The sequence below is a fragment of the Lactobacillus selangorensis genome (genome assembly GCF_001437205.1).
GTDB lineage: Bacteria > Bacillota > Bacilli > Lactobacillales > Lactobacillaceae > Paralactobacillus > Paralactobacillus selangorensis.
Genome location: NZ_JQAZ01000002.1, coordinates 389564 through 408936, shown reverse-complemented (window position 1 = coordinate 408936; position 19373 = coordinate 389564). Strand labels below are relative to the sequence as shown.

Here is a 19373-nt window from a genome sequence, read left to right as displayed (position 1 = left end):
ATAAGTGTCTCTTTCACGAAAAATGATTCTTTAAATGCAAAAATTGCATTTAAAGAATCATTTTTGTTTGAACAGTATAAATTAGCGAAACGCGGTAGCCATCTGGTATTTACATCGCGCAGTAACCATCTGGCATTGACTAGCTTTTACAAAGCTAGGTAAATGCCTAGATGGTCTTGCGGGGGAGCTACGACGAAGTCAAAAAAGCGACTTCTGTAGCTCTCCTAAAGCTGCAAGCTGCGTAAATACCTAGCTATCCTCGCGGGGGCGTGACAACGAAGTCAAAAAGCGACTTCTGTCACGCTCCCTTTTTTGTGGCGAAATTAGTGGGCCGCTTGCGGCATTTTTTCCTTAAGCCAATTTTAAGGTTGGCATGGACGCTTGTCATCATAGGAAGGAGCATCATTATTCAGCTGGTTTGAGATTGGTCTAGCTGGTTGAAACCGTTTCTTTGTAAAACTTTATCGATTAAATTTATATTTCATACAAACAAATTTTGTTGTCGTTTGATTGCGTTTCTATTTCAGTTCGATGACAAATAAATTTATCCGTTTTCAAGTGCTAAACTAAAAATAGAAATGGAGGTTTCAGAAAAATTGGATAGAAAAATATTCTACATATTCAGCCTGTTTGCGCTGGGTTTAACAGCAATCCTGGGTTTTAATGCGGGACATGGTCAAGCACATGCCGCATCCTATTATGCAGGAAATGATGACGGCCAATTGGTCGCCGATGTATCGAGCTATCAGCCGTCAACGCTGGCTTTCTTCACAGCTTTGAAGAATGACGGGGTTTCTGGTGTTGTCATTAAATTGACCGAAGGCACGAGTTACGTCAATCCAAAGGCATCTGCACAGATTAAGAATGCGGAAGCAGCTGGATTAGTTGTCAACCTCTACCATTTCGGTGATTTTACGAGTGATTCAGGTGCAACTAGCGAAGCGGCATACTTCGTTAAGGAAGCCAATGCCATGGGTGTTTCCAAGAACACTGTCATGGTTGATGATAAGGAAAACGAAGGTACCGGCGAATCAGCCGCAACGTTGACCTCATCGATCAACACCTTCGATAATTACGTCAAGGCGGCCGGCTACAGTAACACAGCCCTTTATGCGATGCGCAGCTGGTTTACTGGCGGTACAATCAGCACAAGTGCTTTGACCGTTCAGCATCTGTGGTTGTCTGAATATAACGACCATCTCTACTATGACAATTCGAAGATCGATATGTGGCAATATACCGATTCTTACAATTGGGACGGGACCGGCAGCAATAACATTGATATGAGTCTTGATTATACCCATTACTTCACGACTCAGAATAATACGACTGGCACTGGGTCATCCAGTTCTAGTTCATCCAGCTCTAGCAGCAGTTCCAGCACTTCTGCATTGACTAACAAACAATCGGCCAGTGCGGTTGAAACGGTTTATAACCAGAATGGGGCCGTTACCTATGATTCTAATGGGACTGCTCATCAAACATTAAGTTATAAAACGGCTTGGAAAGTGAACGGCACGGCCCAAGATGCCAGCGGTAATGAATATTACCTCGTCGGTGCCGACCTGTACATCAAGGCCCAAGATACGGTTCCTTCCGTAGCCACCATCAGTTCTGGTGTGCCGACGAAGTTATGGAAGACACCTGGTTTCGTCACACCAAACGGTCAGCTGCTTCAAAACGGCACTTCATGGAAGATTATCAAGACCGTTCGGTATGCCGATGGCGAAACATGGTATGACCTTGGCAGCGGCCAATGGGTCAGCTCCATGTACGTGACCGTTAAGTAATTTAGTTTAAAAAAATTCAAATGAGTAAAAATTCAAAAGTCGGACTAAGCTGCAGATTAGTCCGGCTTTTTTGATGGTCATTTTTGACGAAGTTCTTTTTTTAAGACCAGACTTTTATCGCTTGTTATTTAATGTTAAAATTAAGCATAAACTGTAACGACAATCAGATACGGAGGAGTTTGACAATTGAATAAAAAGATTTTCTACATATTCAGCCTGTTTCTGCTGGGATTGACAGCCATGGTTGGGTTCAATGCAAATCGCGGCCAGGCACAGGCCGATATCTTTCCTGGCAACGATCATGGGACATTTGTCGCAGATGTTTCCAGTTATCAGCCTGATTCGCTGTATTTCTTCCAAACATTGAAGAATCAGGGCGTTAAAGGGGTCGTCATTAAATTGACCGAAGGGAGTGCCGATGGGACGGCCTACGTCAATAAATATGCCGGCACCCAAATCAAAAATGCTCAGGCTGCTGGTTTGAACGTCAGCGTTTACCATTTTGGGGATTATTATGGCGACGCCGATGCGATTGCCGAAGCTAAGTGGTTCGTGGAATTTGCCCAGAAATTCGGCTTGTCCAAGAACACTGTCATGGTCGATGACAAGGAAACCGTTGCAACGGGTGAGTCGGCAGCTCATCTGACGTCATCTATCAATGCCTTTGATGGTTACTTGAAGTCACAGGGATATAACAATACTGCTTTATATGCGATGCGCAGCTGGTTTACCGGCGGCACAATCAATCCAAGCGATTTGACCCCGACCCATTTATGGATTTCTGAATATTCAGATCACTTGTATTACAACGACAGCCGCATTGATATGTGGCAGTATACTTCCCAATATAACTGGACCGGCAGCGGCTTAACTAGCGACAATATCGATATGAGTCTGGACTACACTCAGTACTTCACCGATCCGCAGGGTGGTTCGTCGAATAATAACAGTTCCTCAAATAATAACAGCAATTCTGGCAGCAACACGTCAAACGGCACATTCTTCACTAGCAAATCGAATGCCAGCGGTGTCAAGACAGTGCTGAACACAAACGGTGCGGTCACTTATGATTCGACCGGTGCCAAGCACCAAACGCTGGCTTACAAGTCTGCATGGCGTGTTAACGGCGCTGCAACGGATGCCAGCGGAAACACCTACTACTTAGTCGGTGCTGATTTATATATCAAGGATAGCGACACAAAAGCGGCCGCCCCTTCAACACCAGCGACTACGACTGGCAAGGTTGCTACAATCACTTCTGGTGTGCCGACTAAACTATGGAAGACACCTGGTTTTATCACACCGAACGGGCAGACATTGCCGAACGGTTCGGCTTGGAAGATTATCAAGACCGTCCAATATGCCGATGGCGAAACATGGTATGACCTTGGCAGCGGCCAATGGATTAGCGGCTTGTATGTATCGGTTAAATAAGAACTACTCAAAAAAGGAAGCTCATGACGATGGGCTTCCTTTTTTATAGTCGTTTAAGCTGTTGACGAGTGGCATTGTCCAATGGCGTTTGCAGGAATAAATAATGCCCGGAGTCGGGGGCCTGCCAGGTCGTCTCGCCTAAATATAATTCTTGGTTAGCTGCTGTTTTGACGAGCCATTTTTGAGCTGGAAAACCAGCCACTTTAAGCTGATTCCAAGCTTTTTTAAAGACAGGATCGTCTTTAATATCGGTAAAAATGGCAAATAATAATTCTGAATCAGGATCAGTACTATAGACATTGCGAAACTGAGCCGTCCGTAAATAGGCAAAGTCGTCCCAATCGGGAAATTGTTGGCGAAAGGCTGGGATTTTAAAGGCACGCCAGAATAAATTACGTTCCTTTGCACTGGTCTCAGGTTCAAACTGATACAATTTCTGGGCGTTGTGATTAAATTTTTGGACGGTCAAAAAGTGATCTGTTTCAAAGGCAGGGGTTGGCATCTGGCTGTCCAAAAAGGTTTGGCTGATTGTGTTTTCGGGCGTCGTCGTCTGCAAATCATTTTTGGCGACTAAATGAGCAACATATTCCTGCTCAGATGGCGTCAAATGAAGCACCTTAGCCAGTGACGCTAGAACTTCAGGCGACGGGGTACTGCCGTTACGGCCTTGTTCGATTCGAGTGTACCAGTCGGTACTGACGTGAGCGAGTTCAGCCACTTCCTCACGGGTCAATCCAGCAACACGACGATGGGCAGAAACGGTGATTCCATAGTCGGCGGGGTCTAAAGTAGCCCGTTTGTAACTCAGAAAATGACCCAGTACTTTTTCATTCATCAAAACACTTCCTTTGCATGGGACAAGTTATCCTAGGATAAACCAGCTCTGCTTGTCAGACATCTTTTCTTTTATAGTAACAATGTTGAAACGATAAAGCATGTTTATTTATTGGAGGGATTTAGGATGACAATCAAAATTGGTATCAATGGTTTTGGACGGATTGGACGTTTAGCATTTCGCAGAATTTATGAACTCGGTGAAAAATCAGACGCGATTGAAGTGGTCGCCATCAATGATCTGACCAGCCCGGCGATGTTAGCGCATCTGCTGAAGTATGACTCCACACATGGCACTTTTCCAGCTGAAGTCACTGCGACTGATGATGCGATCATCGTCAATGGCAAGAAATACCATGTGTATGCTGAACCGCAAGCTCAGAATATTCCTTGGGTTAACAATGACGGCGTCGACTACGTATTGGAATGCACCGGCTTCTACACTTCTAAAGCAAAAGCCCAAGCACATTTGGATGCTGGCGTGAAGCGGGTTTTGATTTCTGCACCGGCTGGCAGCGATGTGAAGACAATCGTATACAATGTTAACGACGATATCCTGGCTGATGCCGATCGAATCGTATCAGCTGGCTCTTGCACCACTAACTGCTTAGCACCGATGGCCGCTGCCTTGGATAAGGAATTCGGTGTTCAAGTCGGAACCATGACGACGGTTCATGCGTATACCAGCACTCAGATGATCCTTGACGGACCGGTTCGGGGCGGAAATTTACGGGCGGCTCGAACAGCTGCTGCAAACACCATTCCACATTCATCCGGTGCTGCGAAGGCAATCGGACTCGTTTTGCCGCACCTTAATGGCAAATTAAAGGGCCATGCCCAGCGTGTGCCAGTGGCCGATGGTTCGTTGACGGAATTGGTAACCATTTTAAACACCAAAGTTACTAGCGATGAAATCAATGCCAAAATTAAGCCCTACACTGCTGGTAACGAGTCCTTCGGCTGGAATGACGACCAGATTGTCTCCAGTGATGTCATCAACACCACATATGGTTCGATTTTCGACCCGACCCAGACTGAAGTCACTACTGCCGGCGACACTCAGATTGTCAAAACGGTTGCTTGGTATGACAATGAATACGGCTTTACATGCCAGATGATCCGCACCTTGTTGAAATTTGCGCAATTAGGTTAGTGCCGTGTGCAAAGACGCATTTCATAAGAATTACTCAAAAAAGGAAGCTCATGACGATGGGCTTCCTTTTTAATCGTTTAATGATTAATAATCAGCGATGATATCGCCGGTTGGTGATACGTATCGGGCGATTTCCTGGCCGTTGTCGGGGTCGTTGGCATAAAGATAATAGGGATGGCCTTTTTTCCCAGAGTCGTATTTGAAGGCGTGCCAATGCAGCTTGTGGCCATTTTGCAAGGCTGGTTCTTTTTGCGTGAGGTAGGCAACAGCCTCGTTGCGATCATGAATGGTAATTTTAGCAGCAGGAATATTTAGGCGGCGGGCAGCTTTTTCGGGTGAAATCGCACCATCCGTTGTAATCGAAAAACAGGCCGTTGTCTGCTGTCGATTAGATTCTTCTGAAGCGGTACTTTTCGCTTTTGATGCCGCCGACTGGTTGTGCTCAGAACTAGCTTGTGATTGACTGGCTGATTCCGAACCGACTTGGCTGGCGGCAGGCGGCTGTGGTTGTTGTGCCGTATTTTTGATAGTTATGACCTGAGCAGATGTATTTTTCGCTTGGCTGAGCGAATGGTTGCCGCCGCTTGTCAAGGACAGTAGTGCTAAAGCGGCAATGAATAAACTTGTAGCTTTAAACATCATATGCACCTCCAAAGACTCGACAATCCGATTCAAACGTTTTCATTGTCATTGTAACACGCCTGAAAACATTACTTGTTAAATAAGTTTTCGGATAATGAAACTTGATTGGCAGTGGCATGAATGAAGCTTTCTATTCCAAAGTGGAATATTAGTTCTCAAAAGGCGACTTGTTCATGTGCCGGGATGCGCTTAAATTAGAGTTAATCAAATCAATCAAGGAGGAATTTTTATGAGTGAGGTATGGAATCTGCGTCGTGTTTTAAAAGAACTGCAGCAGCAGCCAGGCCAATACCATGCAACGGATGTACCGATTAACCCCAACGCTGATTTGTCGGGCGTTTATCGTTACATCGGTGCTGGCGGAACAGTTGAACGGCCGACACAAGAAGGGCCGGCGATGATGTTCAATTCGATTGAAGGTTTTCCAGGCACACGGGTCCTAATTGGCTTGATGGCCAGCCGCAAACGAGTTGGAATGATGCTGCATCATGACCCGAAGACATTAGGACAATTCTTTACGGATGCCGTCAGTGACCCGGTTCCGCCGGTCGTTTCTGATGAGCAGGCACCGGCTCAGGAAGTGGTAATCAAATCAGATGCACCTGATTTTGATTTGTTCAAATTAGTGCCGGCGCCGACGAATACGCCTTATGATGCCGGTCCTTACTTGACGTGCGGACTTGTCCTAGGTTCCAGCTTGGACAAAAAGCAAAGCGACGTTACCATTCATCGGATGGTCATTGAAAGCAAAGATACGTTAGGTATTTATATCATGCCTGGCGGCCGTCACATCGGCAAATTTGCTGAAGAATATGAAGCCGCCAACAAGCCGATGCCAATTACAATCAACGTCGGACTCGATCCGGCCATCACCATTGGGGCTACTTTCGAGCCGCCGACCACACCGCTTGGCTACAACGAACTCGGTGTGGCGGGTGCGATTCGGCATCAAGCTGTTGATTTGGTCAAGGCGAAGACCGTTGACGAATATGCAATTGCTCAGTCTGAATACACTTTGGAAGGCTATATCATGCCGCATGAACGGGTCCGTGAAGACATCAACACCAATACTGGCAAGGCAATGCCGGAATTTCCAGGTTATGACGGCGATGCCAATCCGGCGCTGCAAGTGATCAAGGTCACAGCTGTCACTCATCGCAAGGACAATCCGATTATGCAGAGTGTTATTGGACCTAGTGAGGAACATGTCAGTCTGGCCGGCATTCCGACCGAAGCCAGCATCTTAGAACTCGTCAATCGAGCCATTCCTGGCAAGGTTCTCAATGTCTACAATCCACCGGCAGGCGGCGGCAAGCTAATGACGATCATGCAGATTCATAAGGAGAATGAAGCCGATGAAGGCATCCAGCGGCAGGCAGCCTTGCTGGCCTTTTCAGCCTTCAAGGAATTGAAGACGGTCATTCTGGTCGATGAAGACGTCGATATTTTCGATATGAACGATGTCATGTGGACGATCAATACGCGTTTCCAGGCCGACCAGGACATTGTTGTGCTGCCGGGCATGCGGAATCATCCGCTGGACCCATCCGAACGGCCGCAATACGATCCAAAGTCGATTCGTTTCCAAGGGATGAGTTCGAAATTGATTCTCGATGGAACGGTACCGTTCGATATGAAGGACCAGTTCAAGCGAGCCCAGTTCAAACAGATTGACGATTGGGAGAAATATTTAAAGTAAAGCAGTTTAGGGGGAGGCAAGCACATGAAAAAGTTAATCGTGGGCATGACCGGTGCTTCAGGGGCGCCGTATGGCATCGACCTCTTGCAGGCATTGCACCAGAATCCGGACGTTGAAACACATTTGATTATCAGCGAATGGGCCAAAAATAATATCAAGGAAGAAACGGATTATTCGTTGGCACAAGTCATGGATTTGGCCGACCATGTTTATTCGAATCGGGACATGGGGGCGACCATCGCCAGCGGTTCCTTTTTAGCAGATGGGATGATTATTGTGCCGACGAGTATGAAAACAGTGGCCGCCATCAGCAGCGGCTACGATGCCGATTTGATCGGACGGGCCGCCGATGTGACCATCAAAGAGCAACGCAAGCTGGTCCTTGTTCCACGTGAAACACCTTTGAGTGTGATCCACCTTGAAAATCTGACTAGACTAGCAAAACTGGGAGTAGCAATCGTTCCGCCGATGCCAGCGTTTTATGCGCATCCGAAGACGATTGCCGATCTGGTGCACCACCAGACGATGAAGGAACTCGATCTACTCGGCATTGCCAATCAAATCGACAGCCGTTGGGAGGGAACGCATGTTAAATAAACAATTCAGTGTCACACAGGAAAATTATACGATTGCGGTTGCTGCTCAGTTTGTCGGACCCGATTTATTATTAGTGATTACTGGCGGCGATCATCCCCATTTGGGCGACGTGACCGTCATTAGTTCGGAAGATGACATGGCGACACTGCGACTCGCCAGCCACGATGGCCGCAAACACAAAGACAATCTGGTGGCCGAACGGATTGCACCGCAGATTAAAGACAATTTACCAGGCAAATGCGTGCTGACAGCCGGCATCCATGTCGATCACATTTCACAGGCGCAAATCGACGCTTCATTTACAATGGCCGACACCTTGGCCCAGCAAATCAATGCCTGGCTGGAAGCACAGCACTTCGACATCAAGCCGCCCGTTTATTACAGCAACAGCGAACAACCACGCTGATTTAAAAAAGCCGTTTCGAAATCATTTCGAAACGGCTTTTTCTATGCCATAATGGCAAGGAAGGGAGATCAGTGTGATGGATTTTTTTAATGTGAAGTGTTTTGTGGTGACTTATGAAAACCAGACAATTTCAGCAGCCGCCAACCAGCTGGCAATCACCCAATCGGCCTTGTCGAAACGGCTTAGCAAACTGCAGGCGGAATTAGGTGTCACTTTATTCGACACCCGCAACCGGCGGCATCTTGTCAGTACTCCGCAGGCCGCCGCATTCTATCCGTATGCGACTCAGCTGCTGACGCTTGATCATCAGGCTCGGCAAGCGCTGCATCAAAACCAGACGCCGAAGATTTCCCATTTGAGAATCGGCAGTATTCCGATTATGGCGCAGTATGGCTTTACCAATGGCATGCAGCGGTTTATGGCGGCGCATCCGCACATCGATGTCCGGGTGACGGAGATGGAAGGCGAGGAACTGCTGCAGCAGCTGACTGACAAGCAATTGAACTTGGGAATCATTCGGGCTGATCAGCTGCCGAATTCGACTTACCAGCAGCTTGTTTTGGGTTCAGACGAGCTGGAAGTGATTTTGGCGCAGTCGAATCCGCTGGCGCGGCAAAAACAGATTCATCTTGATGATTTGAAAGCCTCCGAATTGGTGTCATTAAAGGCCAGCTCTGGTATTTTTGATTTGATGAGCTCTTTATTTGTACAGACGGGAATCGAATTGCCGATTCGCTTCGAAAGCACTCATATTGAAACGCTGTCCGGCCTGATTGCTAATTCCGACCGGCTCGTCACTTTTCTATTTAAAAAGTCGGCCCAGCCGTTTCTCAATGACCGGGTCGTGGCCCGTCCCCTTGCCAAGCCAGTTACGAGTGAGCTCCTGCTGATCTATCAAGATGATCGTTTTGCCGGACTCGCTCAAGAATTAGCAGCAGCGTTGAAAATAGAAAAATAGTTCTTAGTAGACTTTGTGTGAGTATGGTATCCTGCCCTTGTTGCCTAAATCAAATCCGGCATGGGCTGGAGGTGATCAGATTGATGAAGATTTTCGTAGCACCGCTTTGAGTCGGCTGTTACGTACAGTTATTTGCTTACTGGTTACATAAGCATGACGGAAAGTAAACATGGCAACTTGTAACCCACCCGTTTGAAGAAAACGTTAAAAAAGCCCTCAGCTATAACCGGTAGCTGAGGGCTTTGGTGTCGATTGATAAAGATTTTCGTATCTTCAGTGTAACACGAATCGTGTTAAAAACAACTTCAGAAAAATAAGAAAAAAGCCCGCAGCAATAATCGGTAGCTGGGGGCTTTGGTGCCGTTTATTTAAATCATTTCTTCAAATTAACGAGCATTTTATCGATTAGCCGGCTCATTTCGGCGATTTCGGCGTCGCTCATGCCAGCGGTCATTTTATCTTCGATTTTACGGACATCGTGGATGAAATCGGGCCGGTGTTTCGTCATTTCGGCCCGGGATGCCGGCGTCAGGGTCACTAATTTATACCGTTTATCGGATTGGGAAGGACTGACATCGACGAATCCGCCCAAACGAAGGCGTTTGACAATCCCGTTGATAGTCGGCCGGCTGAGACTGAAGATTTTTTCCAAATCCCGCTGGTAGACTGCTTGATGCGGATGATCATAGAGGTAGCTGATCAGCCCGAACTGGGCACTGGTCAAATGCGGCGACACATTCGGATGATTCAAATTTTTTTCCAGCTGCTTTTCGAAGAGGGTATTGACGGCCTTGATTCGGGGCCCAATTGGTTCTCGCATAGTAGTTCCTCCTTATGCAGTCAAACTTTCAAACTGACTATTATATAGATTAGCATAGAAACCGTTTTGTGACATCAATTGATCATGTGTGCCGGATTCAATTAGCTGGCCATCCTTCAGAACAAGGATGTTGTCGGCATTTTTGATCGTCGATAATCGGTGGGCGATGACCAGTGACGTCCGGCCCTTTGTCAGGACGTCCATCGCTTGCTGAAGCTGTTCTTCGGTGCGGGTGTCGACGGAACTCGTCGCCTCATCGAGGATCAGCATCGGTTTGTTGCGGACCAGCGCTCTAGCAATCGTCAGCAATTGTTTCTGACCGACCGACAAGCTGACGGAATCATTAAGGACGGTGTCATACCCATTCGGCAGCGTTTTGATGAAGTGGTCGATGCCGACCGCTTTGGCCGCCGCATAGACACGTTCATCGTCGATTTCAGGCTGATTGTACTTCAAGTTGTTCATAATCGTATCTTCGAACAACCACGTATCCTGCAGCACCATATCGAATTGGTCCCGAATCTCCGTCTTTGGTACATTGTGGGTGTCGATGCCATCAATTTTAATGGAACCTTGATTGAAGGGGTAGAAGCCCATCAGTAAACTGATTAAAGTGGTTTTCCCAGACCCAGTCGGGCCGACGATGGCCACTTTCTGACCAGGTTTGATGTGCGCACTGAAATCTTTGATAATCTGGGTGCCCTTGTTGTAGCCGAAGGAAACGTCATCGAAGTCGATCTGGCCTTTGACATCATTCAGATGTTCGGTGCTGGCGGCCTCTTTTTCATCAGGCTCATCCAAGAATTCGAAGACCCGCCGTAATGCGGCCTGGGCCGATTGCAAACTGGCGAAAGCCTGTGTGACTTGTGATAACGGCTGGGTGAAAATTTTGACGTAGACGATGAAGGCAACGACGACACCGATTGTAATGGTGTGATTCAAAACGAGCAGGGCGCCGACAACGGCGACGGCCACATAGGCAAAGTTCCCGATAAAGGTCATCAACGGCTGCATAATGCCGGATAAAAACTGTGATTTCCAGACACTGTTGTACAAATTGGTATTCAAATGGACGAAAGTATCCCGAGCATGCTGTTTGTCGTTATAGGTCTTTACGACGGCTTGGCCGGAATAAACTTCTTCGACGAATCCGGAGACGTCGGCTAATTGGTTCTGCTGGGCAGTAAAGTACTGTTGGGAATGACTCAGCAGCCACATGGTGCCGATCATGCCAAGTGCAGCGGCGATAATCGCCGTTACACTCATGATCCAGTTGGTGAAAGTCATCATGATGATGGTACCAACAATTAAAACCAGCGAAGAAACCAAGGTGCCTAAACTTTGATTCAACGACTGTCCGAAGGTATCCAAATCATTGGTGACCCGGCTTAAAGTATCCCCTTCATCATGTGTATCGAAGTAAGACAGCGGCAGTTGGTTAATTTTGTGACTGATTTTCGTCCGCAGGTCCTGCGTGAATTTCTGCGAAACGGTCGCCATGAGGTAACCCTGCCCGTAGGAGAAAAAGGCGCCGACCAAGTAAACGATCGCTAGCAATAAGACGATCGCACCGATTTTAGTAAGATTAATCGAACCATGCAGACCCGCCGTGATCAAATTGGTGATTTTGCTCAGTTGATTCGGGCCGATTAAAGTGGCTAAGCTGCCTAAAATAGCTAGGATAATTGCAATGACCATCATGCGCAGATAGGGCTGGCCGTATTTTTTGATGCCGGCGACAATGCTTGTATGCTGTTTTTCCATTAGGCCAATTCCTCCTTCGATAATTGTGAATAGGCGATTTCCTGGTAGACGTTGTTCTTCTTTAACAATTCTTGATGGGTGCCGATGCCAGCGACGTTGCCAGTGTCGTCGAGCACGATAATCTGATCGGCATCCATGATTGCACTGATTCGTTGGGCGACGATAACTTTGGTCGTTCCTTTGTTCTTCGAGCTTAATTTGCCCCGTACCTTTTGGTCGGTTTCATAATCAAGAGCTGAGAAGGAATCATCGAACATCAGAATTTCAGGTTTGCGAGCCACTGCTCTGGCGATTGCGAGCCGTTGTTTCTGTCCGCCGGAGAAGTTATCCCCATGCTGAGCCACCTTGGCATCGAGCTGCTGCGGTTCTTGCTCAACAAAATCTAATGCTGCGGCGGTATCCAAGGCATCTGTGATTTCCAGGTCTGAAAGGGGCTGCTGCATTTCTGGGCTGTTCCCGAAATCAATGTTGGAACGGATTGTGCCGCTGAATAAAACGGCTTTCTGCGGCGCATAACCGATTTTGTTGTTCAAATCTTGTTCGGTGTACTGTTTGACATCGACGCCATCAATGAGCACCTGTCCTTCTGAAACGTCATACTGCCGATCGAGCAGGTTCAGCACGGTGGATTTGCCGCTGCCGGTTGAACCGATCAGGGCAATCGTCTGACCAGGCTGGGCCGTGAAACTCAAATGTTTGACGGCATCTTCCTTGGCATCGCCGAAATGGAAACTGACGTCTTTGAATTCGATTGTGCCAGCTGGTTTGCTTGCTTCGGGCGTTTTACTGCCATAAGCGATGCTGGGTTTGACGTCGAGGACTTCATTGATTCGACCGACAGAAACAGTCACACGTGGCAGCAGGATGAAGATGATTGACAGGAGCAGGAAGGCGGTAATCACTTGCATGGCATAGGTGGAGAAGACAATCATATTGCTGAATAAGGTTAATTTGGCGGCTTGAGCAGCTGCACTGATTAAGATTGCCCCAATGGCATAGATGGCTAGGGTTAAGCCGTTTGAAATCAGCGTCATGCCGGGGTTCATCAAGGCTAAAACGCGATTGGCGAATAAGTTCGTATTGGTCAAATTGGCATTAGCAGTCGCAAACTTCTGATTTTGATATTCTTCAGCGTTATAAGCACGAACGACTTTGAGACCGTTCAGGTTTTCACGTGTAATCGCATTTAAACGGTCGGTCAAGGACTGAACGAGCTTAAAACGTGGCTGAACCAAGGTTAAGATGATAGTCAGCATGATAATCAGAACGACAACGGCGATGCCGGTCGCCAGCGTCCATTGCCAATTCTGGTTGGCAATTTTGGCGATTGCCCAAACGGCAGTGATGGGTGCTTTGATGATTACTTGCAGGCCCATCGCAATGAACTGCTGGAGCTGGGTGATATCGTTGGTTGAACGTGTTAATAAACTTGGGACGGAGAAATGACTGATATCTTCCGCTGAATAATCCATGACTTGGTCGTAAACATCGCCTCGTAATTCGGCGGCGAAACTAGCGGCTACTCGTGCGGCGAAGAAACCGACGATGATGGCCGCTAGCATGCTTAAGACCGATAGCAGCAGCATGATGCTGCCAGGAGTTAGAATATCAGCCGCAGTCGTGCCGGTGGTTTCAAGTGCCGTTGTGATTTTGGTCATATAGGCTGGAATCTCCAATTCCAAGCCGACCTGAGCAGCGATAAAGAAGACGCTGATTACGATCATGGTCCATTCTTTTTTGGTGAGGCGTTTTAAGATTTTAAACAACAAGGTCACTCCATTCATTTAATTAGCAAGCTAACTTTATCTGCAAAAATAAGGGCTAACTAATTTGTTAGCATGCTAATTATAATAACACGCTCATTTCTGAATACAAGGGCTTTTTGAAAAATAGTTAGCATGCAAACGAATTCATTAAAAAAACACCCCGATTGAAATAAAATCGGAGTGTGAATACTGCTTAATCAGCCACATGATTTTTAATCGTGACCTTCTTTTTGATTAAACCTTCTGCGTAGAAGGTGTCAGCAATTTCTTGTTCTTCTTTGATGGCGGTCGTGCTCATCTTGCCCATGGCGTAAGTGCGCCGCTCAACCATCTTCTTGACGACCTTCTTCGAAAGTCCCAGCGACTTGCTGAGCATGGTGATCAGCTTGGTGTGATGGTTATTGGCCCACTTCATATCGTCCTCCAGATAATTGATGATCAGTTTGGAGGTGTCGGTATGGTCGGCGGCATAGCTCTTCGTGGCTAAGATGTAGTCACGATTAGAGCTGACGCCGTTTTCGCCAGTTTCAAGGAGGGTGGCATTCTGATCGAGCTCAGCGGTGGCGGTCATCGGATCCCACGTGACCCAAGCATCGACTTTGCCTTTGTTGAACGCAACACTGGCGGCGGATTGATCCAGATTGACCCACTTGATATCGCTAGATGACATCCCAGCTTTCTTGAGCGCATTCAGAAGCAGAAAATGAGAACTCGTGCTCTTCGTATAAGCGACTCGTTTGCCTTTCAAATCCTTGATGGATGTGATGCCGGAACCTTTTTTGACGAGGATGCCAGAGCCTTTCGCCTTCGATGAACCGGAAGCAACATAGACAAGGTCGGTCCCGGAAGAAAGGGCGGTGACTGGCGGTGTATCGCCGATGCGAGCGTAATCAATACTGCCGGATTTCAGGGCTTGCATTTCAGAAGCGCCATCTTGAAATTTCTTAAAAACAACGTGATAGCCTTTTTGTTTCATTTTCTTGGCGAAATCACCCCGTTGGCGAGCAATGTCGACAGGATCAGCGGTTTGATAACCAATTGTGATCGTGGTTAAGCCGGAACTGCTGCCATGAATTTCATGGTAACCGTAGATGGCAACGGCGACCCAAGCCAGCAGGAAAACGAAGAGGCCGATTTTTCGAACGGTACGACTCATGCCGGGCCTCCTTCCGGATCGATAATGTCATGGAGAATCTGGTCGGCTACGACACCAACAGCGGCAGGATCGTCTTTGTCAGGGCCCTTTTCAGCATAACGGTTGGTCCCGTCTTTGATCACAATGGTCCGATCGGCCATGCGAGCGGCTTCTTCCACATCATGGGTCACTAAAATGGTCGTTAATTGTTCTTCTTGGCACACTTGCAGAATCAAGTCTTGCATTTTGCGTCTGGTTAGAGCATCCAGCGCACCTAAGGGTTCATCGAGCAGCAATAATTGCGGCTTCGCCATTAGAGCCCGTGCCAAGGCAACACGCTGTTTTTGGCCGCCGGATAATTGGGCTGGATACTGATCCGCCCACTTTTCGAGCCCGACACGGGCCAGCATTTTCTGACTGCGGGCTTGCAAAGCGGCATCGTTCCGTTTGAAGGTGATATTCTGACGAACCGTCATCCAAGGAAGCAGCCGATCATCCTGAAACATGACGCGAATCACAGGCGCCACATCAGGATAGGTAAGCGTGCCCGTCGACATTTTTTCAAGCCCAGCGATCAGACGCAGCAGGGTACTTTTCCCGCCGCCGCTCATGCCGACCAAGGCGACAAATTCGCCCTGCTGAATGGTTAAGTTAACGTCACGGAGGACGACTTTTGGACCATACTGTTTACCCAAATCGTTAATCGTCAGTAAGGGTTGTGCTGCAGTTGTCGTTGTCATTGTTGGGCCTCCTTTGCCTGCCGCCAGCCTAACGCCAAGATTTCAAGGTTCTTGGCAATCAGGTCGGATAATTTGCCTAATAGCGCATAAATCACGATACATAAAATAATCGTTTCCATATCCATAAAATCTTCGGCATTGGTAGCCATATAACCAATTCCGGAGTCGGAAGCAATCGTTTCGGCGACGATCAAGGTCGTCCACATGACGCCTAATGCATAGCGCAAGCCCATCAAAATTGTCGGCAGGGCGCCAGGAAAAATAATTTTTGTGAAGATTTCCCATTTGGAGAGTCCATAGGAAGTTCCCATTTCGACTAAGTTCGGATCGACGGACCGAATGCCATGCAAAGTATTGATATAAACGGGAAAGAGAACGCCGATGCTGACTAATGAAATTTTAGCCGGTTCACCAATCCCGATGGCTAGGATGACCAAAGGAATCAGGGATAAATGGGGAATCGTCCGCAGCATTTGGATCGAGGTATCGGTCAGGTTACGGGATAATTTTGAGACGCCATTCAAGACGCCGAGTGCAAACCCGATCGAACCGCCGATCAGCAGCCCCATTGTAGCCCGATACAGGCTGATCGCAATATTACGCTGCAATGTGCCTGCTTGCGCTAAAGCGACCCCATCTTGGAAGACAGCCACTGGCGATGGGAACGTTTTGCTTGCTAGAAAGCCGGTACTGCTGGCGAGCTGCCAGCCACCGATGATTAAGACTGGCAGGACCCATGGAAGCAGGCGATTCCAGTTCATTTTCTTTTTCTTGGGGGTAACAGCCGCCACTGGGGATACATTTTCCATACTGATTCGACTCCTTTATTCTGGCTAAAAAGCAAACACAAAAAGATCTGAACAGGTCTTAATGGGAACGGTTCAGGTCCTTTACGGCTGGTTTAACAACTGCTCACCTGCTGCTGCAAAATCTGCTGTTTGAGCTCGGCCCGCAGCACTTTGCCGGTGTTATTGACTGGGAATTCCTTAATGAAGTACACCAAGGTTGGTTGTTCATACTTGGCCAGTTTCTGTTGGGCAAAGGCAAATAACGCATCTTGCCAAGCTTGTTCCTGGCTAGGGTCCCAAACCTTAGGCACAATCACAGCGGTGACGGCTTCATCATGAATCGGATCGGGTAGGCCGATAACCGCCAACTCTTTGATGAACGATAATTTATTGAGAGCATTTTCGACATAAGCGGGAGCGACTTTTTCACCGCCACGGCTGATCATATCTTTGCTGCGGCCCTGTACGAACAGGTAGCCTTTTTCATCGACATAACCGAGATCGCCGGTCAAAAACCAGCCGTCTTTGAAGGAATCATGTTCGCCATCCATATAATGGCTGATGACGTGGTCGCCCTTGACGGCAATTTCACCGGAGACGTTCGGTGCGGTTGTAAACTGACCGTCTGTGTAGATGGCCAAATCGGTGCCGTAAACTTTGCCGGCTGAGCCGATAACGGGTGCATCGATTGGATTAATCGTCACCTGACTGGCCGTTTCGGTCATGCCGTAGCCTTCTAGGATTTGGGTGTGGAAACGTTTCTCGAAGGCGGTAAATTTGTCTTCCGGCAGCGAGAAGGATGAGCTCCGGACAAACCGCAGTTTCAGCTGGTCCTGATATTGCTCGTACTGGGCATTGGCGTTCTGATTGATTAATAGAATCGTTACAATCGTCGGAACGACAGCGACCCAGGTCACGTCGTTTTCAGCGCATTGCTGCCAGAAATGGCTGGCACTGAACTTCGGTGTGACAACAATTTTGCCGCCGGAAAGTCGGGTGGTGACGACCGCCATCACTTGGGCGTTGATATGGAACATCGGCATCACAATCATGGTCGTATCCTGGTCGGTAATCGACTGGCTGGCGGCGTTATGGCGGCCGGCGTTGTAAATCAGCCGGTGGGAAAGGCCGACTCGTTTCGGCTTGCCAGTCGTTCCAGAGGTATTCAAGATTAAGGCCAAATCATCTTCAAGAATCGGTGCTGCAGGCGACTGAATCCGATTCTCAACGCGTTTTGTATCGACAAGGAGACTCAGGTTCGGGTTGGTGTCGATGTTGAGGGCTTCGGCGGTCAGATTTTCAGCCGTCATCAAAGCATCCCGCAAATGGTTATCGACGACCATCGCTGTATAATCCTGTTCGTGCCACTCGTTGAGAAGTTCGGCGACAGGGGTGTTGCCGGCAATCGGATGAACAGCGATGCCACGATCCCACATCGATTGCATCAATTCAGGATATGCTGTCGAATTGCTGAGGCAGACGAGCAGGAGGTCATGAGCGCCGATTTTAGCATCGGTGTAAGCCTGTTCGAGGTGGGCGACATCAGCGGCAAATTGTGCGCCAGTGTGCCAGTCGGCTTCGGAGGCCTCCTTGATTAAGGGACGATTCGGAAAATCAATCAGTTGTTTTTGAAGTGCTTGTGTTAGTTTTGTCATGTGCGACTCCTTTCCAAGGGCGTTTTTTTTGAGGCCGACCGATCAGCCACCCAAATGGCCATACGTAGTAACAGAATAATGAAATCAGATATGAACCGCCTAAGACGAAGGCGTATCCGATTGGAATCAGTAATAAGAGTCCCCAATCCGGAATGAAACGAGCCGCTTGGCCTAAGATGCCATCTAAAAGAACGAGTGGAATCGTCTGAACCAAGTAAATCCCAAAGGAAACACGTGCCCCCATATGGATGAAGTTTTCCACTTTCGGATTGATTCCCCGAGCCCGATGCTGTGCGTATTTGAGGCCGACGATGAAGACAACGGCGACCATAAATAATGCGTAGATCATAATGTACGGCTGCTGGGGTGTTTCGGTATGCGTCATATCAAGACCAAGCACCTTGAGGTCGAACCAATACAGGCCGATGGTCCCAAGCGATAAGACGGCGGTAATTCCTAAAATGATGCGGCTGTGCTGCTTCAAGAAGGCCAAAACGGCTTTGTAATGAATGGCGGCATAGGCACCAGCCATGAAATACATTTCGTAGATCAGGACATTGAGCCCATAGGCACGGAAGATGTACGGCCAGCTGGCGGTATTCCAATGCGGATAACCATATTTGACGGTGAACAGCATCAGCAGTTCCAAGAGGAAACTAACGACCATCAGCTGAATATGATGACCTTCCGTTTTTTTGAATAGCCAGATCATCAGCGGGAAAATCAGGTACAACTGGAACGTGACGAACACGTAGTAGAGATAGAATCGGTTCCCATGGATGACGGCGTCGCTGAATTGACTCCAAAAACCGCTGAATGAGCCGCTTGTTCCCCAGATTAGGCCGGCGACCAAGATGGCGTTCCAAGCAAGATACGGGATGCCGACGCTGGTGTAGCGTTTCTTCCAAAAAGCCCACCAGTTTTGTTCTGGACGGTGATAATAGTTGAGAAAAAGAACCAAGCCAGTCATGAACATGAAGCCCATGCGGGTAAAATGAAGCATCAAATGGGTCGAATTTAGTAACGTTTTCTCCCATGAGGCACTTCCCATGCTGCCGGCAAAGGCAGAAGTGGTATGATTTAGCAATACGCCGAAGATGAAAATGACGCGCATGAGGTCGACTTCATATAGATACGGCTTTTTCTTTTTTTTCGTTGGTGTGGTATTCACTCACATCCCCCCAGTGTGATT

General features: G+C 47.9%; 17 protein-coding genes. 7 read left to right on the top strand and 10 right to left on the bottom strand.

Annotated elements, in window-relative coordinates; genetic code table 11:
• Positions 1 to 596: 596 nt before the first annotated feature.
• Positions 597 to 1790 carry a GH25 family lysozyme gene (locus tag IV40_RS04535; RefSeq protein ID WP_057769180.1) on the top strand — a complete coding sequence of 398 codons (1194 nt, stop codon included), beginning with the start codon at positions 597 to 599 and terminating at the stop codon, positions 1788 to 1790.
• Positions 1791 to 1976: 186 nt separating this feature from the next.
• Entirely contained in the window at positions 1977 to 3224 is a 1248-nt protein-coding gene (locus tag IV40_RS04530; RefSeq protein WP_057769179.1) for a GH25 family lysozyme, read from the top strand.
• Positions 3225 to 3267: 43 nt separating this feature from the next.
• On the opposite strand, the gene IV40_RS04525 is transcribed toward IV40_RS04530, so the two are convergent.
• Positions 3268 to 4059, bottom strand: a complete 792-nt coding sequence (locus IV40_RS04525; RefSeq protein ID WP_057769178.1) for a helix-turn-helix transcriptional regulator — start codon at positions 4057 to 4059, stop codon at positions 3268 to 3270.
• A 126-nt stretch (positions 4060 to 4185) separates the two neighbouring features.
• Here IV40_RS04525 and gap point away from each other — a divergent pair, with 126 nt between their 5' ends.
• Complete coding sequence (gap, locus tag IV40_RS04520; RefSeq protein ID WP_057769177.1) at positions 4186 to 5211, top strand: type I glyceraldehyde-3-phosphate dehydrogenase; 1026 nt, start codon at positions 4186 to 4188, stop codon at positions 5209 to 5211.
• 84 nt (positions 5212 to 5295) lie between these two features.
• Here the strand turns inward: gap and IV40_RS04515 are convergent, their stop codons facing one another.
• Positions 5296 to 5850, bottom strand: a complete 555-nt coding sequence (locus IV40_RS04515) for a hypothetical protein (RefSeq protein WP_057769176.1) — start codon at positions 5848 to 5850, stop codon at positions 5296 to 5298.
• A gap of 232 nt (positions 5851 to 6082) precedes the next feature.
• Here IV40_RS04515 and IV40_RS04510 point away from each other — a divergent pair, with 232 nt between their 5' ends.
• From IV40_RS04510 to IV40_RS04495, 4 genes are all read left to right on the top strand, one after another.
• The gene (locus IV40_RS04510) at positions 6083 to 7552 is read left to right on the top strand and encodes a UbiD family decarboxylase (RefSeq protein ID WP_057769175.1); all 1470 of its coding nucleotides are present in this window, start codon (positions 6083 to 6085) and stop codon (positions 7550 to 7552) included.
• Positions 7553 to 7576: 24 nt separating this feature from the next.
• Positions 7577 to 8149, top strand: a complete 573-nt coding sequence (locus tag IV40_RS04505) for a UbiX family flavin prenyltransferase (RefSeq protein ID WP_057769174.1) — start codon at positions 7577 to 7579, stop codon at positions 8147 to 8149.
• Positions 8139 to 8555 carry a prenylated flavin chaperone LpdD gene (gene lpdD, locus IV40_RS04500; RefSeq protein WP_057769173.1) on the top strand — a complete coding sequence of 139 codons (417 nt, stop codon included), beginning with the start codon at positions 8139 to 8141 and terminating at the stop codon, positions 8553 to 8555. The genes IV40_RS04505 and lpdD overlap by 11 nt, the downstream gene beginning before the upstream one ends.
• A gap of 76 nt (positions 8556 to 8631) precedes the next feature.
• The gene (locus IV40_RS04495; RefSeq protein ID WP_057769172.1) at positions 8632 to 9513 is read left to right on the top strand and encodes a LysR family transcriptional regulator; all 882 of its coding nucleotides are present in this window, start codon (positions 8632 to 8634) and stop codon (positions 9511 to 9513) included.
• 373 nt (positions 9514 to 9886) lie between these two features.
• On the opposite strand, the gene IV40_RS04490 is transcribed toward IV40_RS04495, so the two are convergent.
• The 8 genes from IV40_RS04490 to IV40_RS04455 form a co-directional block, all read right to left on the bottom strand.
• Entirely contained in the window at positions 9887 to 10333 is a 447-nt protein-coding gene (locus IV40_RS04490) for a MarR family winged helix-turn-helix transcriptional regulator (protein ID WP_057769171.1), read from the bottom strand.
• Between the two features lie 12 nt (positions 10334 to 10345).
• The gene (locus IV40_RS04485) at positions 10346 to 12097 is read right to left on the bottom strand and encodes an ABC transporter ATP-binding protein (protein WP_057769170.1); all 1752 of its coding nucleotides are present in this window, start codon (positions 12095 to 12097) and stop codon (positions 10346 to 10348) included.
• The gene (locus IV40_RS04480) at positions 12097 to 13863 is read right to left on the bottom strand and encodes an ABC transporter ATP-binding protein (protein ID WP_057769169.1); all 1767 of its coding nucleotides are present in this window, start codon (positions 13861 to 13863) and stop codon (positions 12097 to 12099) included. The genes IV40_RS04485 and IV40_RS04480 overlap by 1 nt, the downstream gene beginning before the upstream one ends.
• A 193-nt stretch (positions 13864 to 14056) precedes the next feature.
• Complete coding sequence (locus tag IV40_RS04475; RefSeq protein WP_057769168.1) at positions 14057 to 15019, bottom strand: aliphatic sulfonate ABC transporter substrate-binding protein; 963 nt, start codon at positions 15017 to 15019, stop codon at positions 14057 to 14059.
• Entirely contained in the window at positions 15016 to 15738 is a 723-nt protein-coding gene (locus IV40_RS04470) for an ABC transporter ATP-binding protein (protein WP_057769167.1), read from the bottom strand. The genes IV40_RS04475 and IV40_RS04470 overlap by 4 nt, the downstream gene beginning before the upstream one ends.
• Positions 15735 to 16547, bottom strand: coding sequence for an ABC transporter permease subunit (locus tag IV40_RS04465; RefSeq protein ID WP_057769166.1), 813 nt, complete (start codon positions 16545 to 16547; stop codon positions 15735 to 15737). Before IV40_RS04465 ends, IV40_RS04470 begins: the two co-directional genes overlap by 4 nt.
• 92 nt (positions 16548 to 16639) lie before the next feature.
• Positions 16640 to 18181 (bottom strand): AMP-binding protein, encoded by a 1542-nt coding sequence (locus IV40_RS04460; protein ID WP_057769165.1) that lies wholly within the window; start codon positions 18179 to 18181, stop codon positions 16640 to 16642.
• A complete protein-coding gene (locus tag IV40_RS04455) occupies positions 18141 to 19352 on the bottom strand; it encodes an acyltransferase (RefSeq protein ID WP_057769164.1) in 1212 nt (403 codons plus the stop codon). The genes IV40_RS04460 and IV40_RS04455 overlap by 41 nt, the downstream gene beginning before the upstream one ends.
• Positions 19353 to 19373 lie beyond the last annotated feature (21 nt).

Excerpts from the sequence above, each read along its gene's own strand:
- IV40_RS04525 (WP_057769178.1), bottom strand. The coding sequence starts at position 4,059 with ATGAATGAAAAAGTACTGGGTCATTTTCTGAGTTACAAACGGGCTACT.
- gap (WP_057769177.1), top strand. The coding sequence starts at position 4,186 with ATGACAATCAAAATTGGTATCAATGGTTTTGGACGGATTGGACGTTTA.
- IV40_RS04515 (WP_057769176.1), bottom strand. The coding sequence starts at position 5,850 with ATGTTTAAAGCTACAAGTTTATTCATTGCCGCTTTAGCACTACTGTCC.
- IV40_RS04510 (WP_057769175.1), top strand. The coding sequence starts at position 6,083 with ATGAGTGAGGTATGGAATCTGCGTCGTGTTTTAAAAGAACTGCAGCAG.
- IV40_RS04505 (WP_057769174.1), top strand. The coding sequence starts at position 7,577 with ATGAAAAAGTTAATCGTGGGCATGACCGGTGCTTCAGGGGCGCCGTAT.
- lpdD (WP_057769173.1), top strand. The coding sequence starts at position 8,139 with ATGTTAAATAAACAATTCAGTGTCACACAGGAAAATTATACGATTGCG.
- IV40_RS04495 (WP_057769172.1), top strand. The coding sequence starts at position 8,632 with ATGGATTTTTTTAATGTGAAGTGTTTTGTGGTGACTTATGAAAACCAG.
- IV40_RS04490 (WP_057769171.1), bottom strand. The coding sequence starts at position 10,333 with ATGCGAGAACCAATTGGGCCCCGAATCAAGGCCGTCAATACCCTCTTC.
- IV40_RS04485 (WP_057769170.1), bottom strand. The coding sequence starts at position 12,097 with ATGGAAAAACAGCATACAAGCATTGTCGCCGGCATCAAAAAATACGGC.
- IV40_RS04475 (WP_057769168.1), bottom strand. The coding sequence starts at position 15,019 with ATGAGTCGTACCGTTCGAAAAATCGGCCTCTTCGTTTTCCTGCTGGCT.
- IV40_RS04470 (WP_057769167.1), bottom strand. The coding sequence starts at position 15,738 with ATGACAACGACAACTGCAGCACAACCCTTACTGACGATTAACGATTTG.
- IV40_RS04465 (WP_057769166.1), bottom strand. The coding sequence starts at position 16,547 with ATGGAAAATGTATCCCCAGTGGCGGCTGTTACCCCCAAGAAAAAGAAA.
- IV40_RS04460 (WP_057769165.1), bottom strand. The coding sequence starts at position 18,181 with ATGACAAAACTAACACAAGCACTTCAAAAACAACTGATTGATTTTCCG.